The organism is Chryseobacterium sp. SIMBA_028, assembly GCF_046535285.1.
Lineage (GTDB): Bacteria > Bacteroidota > Bacteroidia > Flavobacteriales > Weeksellaceae > Chryseobacterium.
Genome location: NZ_JAWRWZ010000033.1, coordinates 1 through 1,960, shown reverse-complemented (window position 1 = coordinate 1,960; position 1,960 = coordinate 1). Strand labels below are relative to the sequence as shown.

1 tRNA gene and 1 rRNA gene are annotated in these 1,960 nt (G+C 47.4%); both read right to left on the bottom strand.

Annotated features, from left to right (window positions below):
* Positions 1 to 7: 7 nt before the first annotated feature.
* Positions 8 to 81 (bottom strand) — tRNA-Ile (locus SCA31_RS22355).
* Between the two features lie 197 nt (positions 82 to 278).
* A 16S ribosomal RNA gene (locus tag SCA31_RS22350) occupies positions 279 to 1,795 on the bottom strand.
* Positions 1,796 to 1,960 lie beyond the last annotated feature (165 nt).

The window sequence follows — 1,960 nt, the reverse complement described above, 5'->3', positions numbered from 1 at the left end:
TAATTAGTAGTCTCGGGCAGGCTCGAACTGCCGACCTCTACATTATCAGTGTAGCGCTCTAACCAGCTGAGCTACGAGACTTTGTTATGGTAGTGAATCATGAGTAAAAGGATACTTCCTCTCTCCCCAGCTTCATTCCCAATCTCTTTCCCTAATACTAATTTCTAGTGGGTTTTGTTATTATATATATATCAACCAAATAAAAAACTAAAGCCTCTCTTTAAGCAAGTGCTTGTATCTTGCGATACTAATTTTGTTTATCGTCAAAAGACGCTCTAAAATGAGATGTTCCAGCCGCACCTTCCGGTACGGCTACCTTGTTACGACTTAGCCCTAGTTACCTGTTTTACCCTAGGCAGCTCCTGTTACGGTCACCGACTTCAGGTACCCCAGACTTCCATGGCTTGACGGGCGGTGTGTACAAGGCCCGGGAACGTATTCACCGCGCCATGGCTGATGCGCGATTACTAGCGATTCCAGCTTCATAGAGTCGAGTTGCAGACTCCAATCCGAACTGAGACCAGCTTTCGAGATTTGCATCACGTCACCGTGTAGCTGCCCTCTGTACTGGCCATTGTATTACGTGTGTGGCCCAAGGCGTAAGGGCCGTGATGATTTGACGTCATCCCCACCTTCCTCTCTACTTGCGTAGGCAGTCTCACTAGAGTCCCCAACTTAATGATGGCAACTAGTGACAGGGGTTGCGCTCGTTGCAGGACTTAACCTAACACCTCACGGCACGAGCTGACGACAACCATGCAGCACCTTGAAAAATGTCCGAAGAAAAGCCTATTTCTAAGCCTGTCATTTCCCATTTAAGCCTTGGTAAGGTTCCTCGCGTATCATCGAATTAAACCACATAATCCACCGCTTGTGCGGGCCCCCGTCAATTCCTTTGAGTTTCATTCTTGCGAACGTACTCCCCAGGTGGCTAACTTATCACTTTCGCTTAGTCTCTGAACCCTAAGGCCCAAAAACGAGTTAGCATCGTTTACGGCGTGGACTACCAGGGTATCTAATCCTGTTCGCTCCCCACGCTTTCGTCCATCAGCGTCAGTTGTTGCTTAGTAACCTGCCTTCGCAATTGGTGTTCTAAGTAATATCTATGCATTTCACCGCTACACTACTTATTCCAGCTACTTCAACAACACTCAAGACCTGCAGTATCAATGGCAGTTTCACAGTTAAGCTGTGAGATTTCACCACTGACTTACAGATCCGCCTACGGACCCTTTAAACCCAATAAATCCGGATAACGCTTGCACCCTCCGTATTACCGCGGCTGCTGGCACGGAGTTAGCCGGTGCTTATTCGTATAGTACCTTCAGCTAGATACACGTATCTAGGTTTATCCCTATACAAAAGAAGTTTACAACCCATAGGGCCGTCGTCCTTCACGCGGGATGGCTGGATCAGGCTCTCACCCATTGTCCAATATTCCTCACTGCTGCCTCCCGTAGGAGTCTGGTCCGTGTCTCAGTACCAGTGTGGGGGATCACCCTCTCAGGCCCCCTAAGGATCGTTGACTTGGTGAGCCGTTACCTCACCAACTATCTAATCCTGCGCGTGCCCATCTCTATCCACCGGAGTTTTCAATTTCAAATGATGCCATTCAAAATATTATGGGGTATTAATCTTCCTTTCGAAAGGCTATCCCCCAGATAAAGGCAGGTTGCACACGTGTTCCGCACCCGTGCGCCGCTCTCAAGATCCCGAAGAATCTCTACCGCTCGGCTTGCATGTGTTAGGCCTCCCGCTAGCGTTCATCCTGAGCCAGGATCAAACTCTCCATTGTATGTTTGTCTGACTCACTCAAAGTTTTTGACGCTTTAGTTTTTTCCTTACTTGGTTGTTATATTGTATGTCAATGATCTTATATCTTTCGCTTTATAATGAAGCACTCTTCTCTGTCAGTGGCGCTCCATATTTGCGAGTGCAAAAGTAAAACTTTATTTTGTAA